Below are 5,697 nucleotides of genomic sequence, written 5' to 3' on the forward strand. Positions count from 1 at the left end.
TCGTCCAGCCGCGGCCGCCCCAGCACGGGCCGAGGCAGCAACGGCTGCACGAGTTCCCACTCAGCGTCCGACAGTTCATGGCGACGTATCACCCGACCATGATCCACAACGCAAGATCACTTTGACGGCAGACCCTAGCGAGGGGTGCGGACGGGGCGGGCGGGGGTGCAGACGGGTGGCGCCGGCCGTCGCCCCGCCCGTCCCGCCTGCTCAGCGCAGGTCGAGGCGCATCAGGACCCGGGGGTGACCGGCCAGTACGGAGGTGGTGTCGGCGGCGTGCACGAAGCCGGCGCGTTCGAAGTTCCTGCGCAGCCCCGGGTACGCCATCGTCAGGTCGGCCCGGGCCGCGCCGTTGTCGAGGGGGTAGGCCTCGATCGCGGGTGCGCCGTGGGCGCGGGCGAAGTCGACCGCGCCGGCGATGAGGGTGTGCGAGATGCCCTTCTTCCGGTGGCCGGGGCGTACCCGGATGCACCACAGCGACCAGACCGGCAGGTCGTCGACGTGCGGGATCGTGCGGCTGCGGGCGAACGAGGTGTCCGCGCGCGGAGCCACGGCCGCCCAGCCCACGGGCTCGCCGTCCTCGTAGGCGATGACCCCCGGAGGGGTTGCGCCGCGGCACAGCTCGGCGACGTACTCTCCGCGGGCCGGACCGCGCAGTTCGTTGTTGAGCTTCGAGGGGACGCGGTAGCTCAGGCACCAGCAGACGTTGGCCTCGGGGGACTTCGGGCCGAGCAGGGCGCGCACGTCCTCGATGACCGATGCGGGGCGGACTTCGATGGCCATGGGACCACAGTGCCACGCGTGGCGGCGGACCACCGGCCGGCGGGCCCGGGCCGGCCGTTCTTCCGACCTGGGTACTATCCGTCGAACTTCCGCGCGAGGCACGGGCCGTGGGCGGACGGACATCCGCTCGCCGCACGGACCGGTCGAGGGGCAGCACCGTCCTCGGCCGGGTCGCCGCGCGCACCCACCCCCCACTTCGCGCGCTGCGCACCCTTCGAGAGGTAGTCCGAACATGCCCCTGGCACATCCCCCCTTCAGCGTGCTGTCCGACGAGTTCGCCGCCGCGCCCCACCACTTCTACGCCGGGCTGCGGGAGCGGACTCCGGTGCACTACGAGCCTGCGATCGACAGCTACTTCCTCTCCCGCCACCGGGACGTGAAGCGGGTGCTGACCGACCACGAGAGGTTCAGCACCGAAATGCTCCAGGTGCGCGCCGAACCCGTGATGCGCGGGCGGGTCCTCGCCCAGATGACCGGCGCGGAGCACACCGCCAAGCGGAAGATCGTCGTACGGGGCTTCACCGGCTCCGCCCTCCAGGGCCAGATACGCGCCATCCACACCAACGCCGCCGAACTCATGGCACCGTTCCTCCCGCGGGGCCGGGTGGACCTGGTCAACGACTTCGGCAAGCCGTTCGCCGTCCACGTGGCCCTGGACGTCCTCGGCCTGGACAGAGCCGACTGGCAACAGGTGGCCGACTGGCACGCCGGGGTCGCCGAGTTCGTCACCAGCCTGGCCCTCACCCCCGAGCGCCGCCGGCACTGCCTGGACTGCGCGGAGCGGTTGGAGGCCTACCTCGCCCCCGTGATCCGGCAGCGGCGCAGCCTGCCCGGCGAGGACCTGATATCGAAACTGTGCACCGCCGAGTTCGACGGCGTCACCATGACCGACCGCGATGTCACCGCGCTGATCATCAACGTGCTGGTCGCGGCCGCCGAACCCGCGGACAAGACCATCGCCCTCCTCTTCAAGCACCTGATCGACCACCCCGAGCAGATGGCACAGGTCCGCCGGGACCCGGAGCTGCTGGCCGCCGCGATCGCCGAGACCCTGCGCCTCACCCCGCCCGTCCGGCTCATCCCCCGCCAGACCGAGGAGAGCGCCGTCTTCGCGGGCACCACGATCCCGGCGGGTGCCACCGTCTTCTGCATGATCGGCGCGGCCAACCGCGATCCTGACGCGTTCGCCGACCCGGACACCTTCGACATCCACCGCGCGGACCTGGGCACGGCCCGCTCGTTCACCGCGGCCGCCCAACACCTGGCGTTCGGGACCGGGCTCCACCAGTGCGTCGGCGCGGCCTTCGCACGCGCCGAGATCGAAACCGTCGCCGCGCTGCTCCTGCCCCTGCTGGACGGGGTCCGTTACAGCCCCGGGTTCCGCTACCGGGAGGCCGGCCTGTACACACGGGGCCCGGTCTCCCTCTCGCTGGACTTCACTCCCGTCCACGGAAGTGGAACCCGCCGCGGCTGAGGCCCGTCTAGCAGGGCGGCCTCGGCCGGGGCGGGCAACGCCCCGTATCCCCCGGTCCCGCAGGGCCGTTACCGCAAACCCCCCACTCCCCGAGGCAAAGACGACGATGACATCGACCGACATCACCAGAGCCATCAACGACCTGTTGTTCACCCCCGGCCTCGACCTCGACGAAGCCGTCGAGCGGCACTTCACCCCCGACTACCGCCAGCGCACCGACGGTGTGTGGAGCGACCGGGCCTCCTTCGTCCAGCACATGACGCGTCTGCGCACCCTGGTCCGCAGCGGGGACATCGAGGTCCACGACGAGCTCCGCGACGGGCCGCGCTACGCCGACCGCCACACCGTCACCCTCACCCAGCACAACGGACGCACCTCCCGCACCGAGGTCTACCTCTTCGCCCGCATGGCCCCCGACGGCCGTTTCCAGTGCGTCGAGGAGACCACCCTCCTGGTCACCGGCCACCCCGACGACGGGGACCTCGGCAGCGTCAATTGATGTGACCGGGGGCTCCGCCAGGAGCTCCGCGGGGCAATCCGAAGCGGAAGAGAGCGCTCTCTGTGCCTGCGGGCACGACAGGGCGCCCGGTGCTGGAACAAGGAGGATGGGAACTTCATGGCGTCCGTAGGGGAAAGACTCAGCCGGGCCCGAGTGCAGGCCTTCATCGGCCGGGAGGAGGAACTCGGGCTCTTCGGCGCGGCGTTGGCCGGCGATGCGCAGGCCCCGTTCGCGTTCTACGTGTGCGGGCCGGGCGGCATCGGGAAGTCCACGCTGCTCAGGCGGCTGGCCGACCACGCCCGGGAGGCGGGCCGGCTGCTCGTCGAGCTCGACGGCCGGTTCGTCAGCCGGGACCCGATCGATTTCGAGCAGGCCGCCGGACCGTTCCTCGACGTACCGGGCACGGTCCTGTTCGTGGACTCCTTCGACCACTGCCAGTGGCTGGAGAGCTGGCTGTGGCACCACTTCCTGCCCCGCGCCGCGGAGGACACCCTGGTCGTACTGGCCGGGCGGCGCGCTCCGCAGCCGCAGTGGACCGCCGACCCGGCCTGGTCCGGGCTCCTGCACGTGACCGAGCTGGAGCCGTTCTCCGAGGACCAGGCCCGGAGCCTGCTGGTGGCGGCACAGATCCGGCCCGAACTGCGCGACCGGGTGCTGCGCTTCGCCGGCGGCAATCCACTGGCCCTGTCCCTCGCCGCCGCGGCGGGATCGGCGGGCTGTGCCCGGGAGGAGATCTGGGCCCCGTCTGCGGACGTCCTGCGCACGCTGCTGGCGGGGCTGGTCGGCGAGGTCCCCACGGCCGCCCACCGCCGCGCCCTGGAGGTGGCGGCCCAGGCACACTCGACGTCCGAGGAACTGCTGTCCTGCGTACTGCCCGGAGAGGACGCCCACCTGCTGTTCTCCTGGCTGCGGGACCTGCCCTTCATGGAGTCCACGCACCGGGGGCTCCACCCGCACGACGCCGCCCGCGAGACGCTCGCCGCCGACCTGCGCTGGCGCGCCCCCAACGCGTTCGAGGCGATCCGGGGACGCCTGGCGGACGAGTACCTGCGCATCCTGCGCGAGGCGCCCGAGGAGCGGGTGTGGACCGTCACCGACGAGCTCTTCTACCTCTTCCGGGAGGGCGAGACCCTGTCCCGGCTGCGCACCTGGTCACGCGACGAGGAGATGCACGACCGTCCGCTGCACCCGGAGGACATGGACGTCGTACTGCGGATGGCCGAGGAGACCGAGGGGCCCGCCTCGGCGGAACTGGTCCGCTACTGGGCACGGCGCCAGCCGCAGGCCTTCAGCGTCTACCGTCTCGTGAGTACGGGCCGGATCGTCGCCTTCACGGCCCGGCTCGCCCTGCCGGCCCCTCCCGACCCCGAGGACCTCGCCGCCGACCCCGTGGTCGCGGCCGCGTGGCGGTACACCGATGCCACCGCCCCCGTGAGCCCCGGCGAGCACATCGGGATCAGCCGCTTCACCGTCTACCCCGAGCGCTACCAGGTCCCCTCGCGGGTCATCGACCTGAGCAGCTCCCGGGCCCAGGCGGAGGCCGCCCGGGCCCGCGGCCGCGCCTTCGGCTTCGCCGTCTTCCAGGACGCCGAGGCCTGGGCCGAACGCGTCAAGGGCACCCTGCGCGACACCGGGGAGCGCCCCCGGGTCGGCGAGCACACCTACGGGGTGTTCGGCGTCGACTGGCGCGAGATCCCCGTGGAGACGTGGCTCTTCCACTTCATATCGGCCCCCGAGGTGCCGGTCCCGGCCGGGCCGCCGGCCCTCTCGCGCACCGCCTTCGACCAGGCCGTGCGCGAAGCGCTGGCGCACTGGCGCGACCCGAGCGCCTTCGCCGCCTGCGCCCTGCTGCGCACGCGACTCGCCGCCGACCTCGGAAATCCCGTCGAGGAGCTGCGCACGCTGCTGCGCCGGACCGTCGACGACCTCGCCGGTGACCCGCGCGGGGTGCGCGCCCGCGAGGCCCTGACGACGGGGTACTTCTCCGGTGTGCCGACCCAGGAGGGCGCGGCCCGCCGCCTCGGCCTCCCGTACGGCACCTACCGCCGCCATCTGCGCCAGGGCCTGGACCTGCTCTGCGAGGCCCTGTGGGAACGGGAGCTGCGGGGCCCGCGCCCGTAGGGACCGGCTGCCCGGTGGTGGGACGGGGTGGACAGGTACGGACAGCAGTGGACACACCCCGTCCCCGCCGGGCCTGGAGAGTGGACACCGGCCGGCGCGAGTGTGTGAGCCATGAACGCAGCACGCACACGGACGGACCGGCCCCCGGCCCGGACCCGCCGGCCGGGACTGTGGCGGGGGCCGGCACTCGGGGCACCCGCCGCGGCCCGGTTCTCGCCCGGGCTCGTGGCCCCGCCCGTGTACGCGCCCCTGCCGCGCGGCCGCGACGGCGCCGGGCTCGCGTTCGGGCCGGGCGCACTCGCCCCGGCACTGGGCCGGTTTCCGTCCGGACCGGGCCGCGGCCTGCCGCGGGACCGGGCGGATCGACCTGCCGGGCACCCCGGCGGTCATCCCCGTCGCGTGTTCAGGGCCGCTTCCACCGGCCGCTTTCCCGGCGCGACGGCGTCGTCGGTGGCCACCCCCCGCCGGCCCGGCGCGGGGCCGGGCACGGGCATCGACCGCGGCCGGCTCCGCGCACGCGCCGCGGTCGGCGTCCGCGCCGGAACACGGGGCCGGCTTACGGCCCGGTGAACACCACCCGGCCGTTGTGCGCCGCGGTCCCGGTCGCGGCGGGCCCGCCCGCACCGCTCCCACCCATCCTCATCTGCCCCTGCCCGGCCGGAGCCAGGCCCAGGGCCTCCCGCTCATCCACTTCTTGAAGGAGTTCGTGTCATGACGATTGCGAAGCCGCCCTACCTGACCGGCCATTTCACCCCCGTCGCGGAGGAAGTCACCGCCACCGGCCTCACCGTCGAGGGCACCATCCCACCCGAGCTCTCCG

4 protein-coding genes are annotated in these 5,697 nt (G+C 73.4%); 3 read left to right on the forward strand and 1 reads right to left on the reverse strand.

Translation table 11 applies throughout. The features are described from left to right. Nucleotides 1-210: 210 nt before the first annotated feature. Nucleotides 211-783 carry a GNAT family N-acetyltransferase gene (locus E6U81_RS39250; RefSeq protein ID WP_136234765.1) on the reverse strand — a complete coding sequence of 191 codons (573 nt, stop codon included), beginning with the start codon at nt 781-783 and terminating at the stop codon, nt 211-213. A gap of 232 nt (nt 784-1,015) precedes the next feature. Here E6U81_RS39250 and E6U81_RS39255 point away from each other — a divergent pair, with 232 nt between their 5' ends. The 3 genes from E6U81_RS39255 (at nt 1,016) to E6U81_RS39265 (ending at nt 4,877) form a co-directional block, all read left to right on the forward strand. After that, on the forward strand, nt 1,016-2,257 hold the full coding sequence (locus E6U81_RS39255; protein ID WP_136234766.1) for a cytochrome P450, cyclodipeptide synthase-associated: 1,242 nt from the start codon (nt 1,016-1,018) through the stop codon (nt 2,255-2,257). Between the two features lie 106 nt (nt 2,258-2,363). Next, entirely contained in the window at nt 2,364-2,756 is a 393-nt protein-coding gene (locus tag E6U81_RS39260) for a nuclear transport factor 2 family protein (RefSeq protein WP_136234767.1), read from the forward strand. Nucleotides 2,757-2,873: 117 nt separating this feature from the next. Continuing rightward, nucleotides 2,874-4,877 carry an AAA family ATPase gene (locus tag E6U81_RS39265; RefSeq protein WP_136234768.1) on the forward strand — a complete coding sequence of 668 codons (2,004 nt, stop codon included), beginning with the start codon at nt 2,874-2,876 and terminating at the stop codon, nt 4,875-4,877. Nucleotides 4,878-5,697: the final 820 nt, after the last annotated feature.

This window comes from Streptomyces sp. A0592 (assembly GCF_004795115.1).
Taxonomy (GTDB): Bacteria; Actinomycetota; Actinomycetes; order Streptomycetales; family Streptomycetaceae; genus Streptomyces; species Streptomyces erythrochromogenes.